The sequence below is a fragment of the Candidatus Protofrankia californiensis genome, from assembly GCF_900634765.1.
GTDB classification, from domain to species: domain Bacteria; phylum Actinomycetota; class Actinomycetes; order Frankiales; family Frankiaceae; genus Protofrankia; species Protofrankia californiensis.
The window spans coordinates 8,545-9,051 of sequence record NZ_CAAAFT010000140.1; the positions used below are offsets into that span (position 1 = coordinate 8,545).

Below are 507 nucleotides of genomic sequence, written 5' to 3' on the forward strand. Positions count from 1 at the left end.
GTGTTCGCGGACTGGCCGAACGACACCATCCCGGTCGCGGGCAAGACCGGTACCGCGGAGGTGGAGGGGACCGGGGACACATCTTGGTTCGCCTCGTTCGCGCCCGCGAACGACCCGCAGTTCGTCGTCGTCGTGACCATTCCGGATTCCGGAACCGGCGCCGAGTACGCGGCTCCGGCCGTCAAGGCCATCTACCAGAGTATCTACGGCATCGGACACCCCGCGGCGCTGCCCGGCGGCAGACCGCCGCCGGAACTGCCCCGGGTCGAGCGGGACGGGACGTTCTCGACGGGTGCTGCACCCGCACCCGCACCCGCACCCGCACCGGCAGCCAGCCCGTCCGGTGTGTCGTTCGCGGATCGGCCCACCGGCGCTGTCGCGACTGCTGCGGTCCCGGGTACGTCGGGCCTGGGGATTGTGTCCGCGGTCGCCGAGCCGGCCCTCGTTCGGGGGGTTCCCGTTCGCGGGGCTCTGGGTCGTGGGGCCTTCATAGGCGAGGGGGATGGG

General features: G+C 72.2%; 1 protein-coding gene. It reads left to right on the forward strand.

Going from position 1 to position 507, the window contains the following annotated elements:
• Positions 1 to 507, forward strand: a 507-nt coding sequence (locus DD1DGNOD_RS29080; protein WP_250645435.1) for a penicillin-binding transpeptidase domain-containing protein, incomplete at both ends; no start/stop codon positions are given.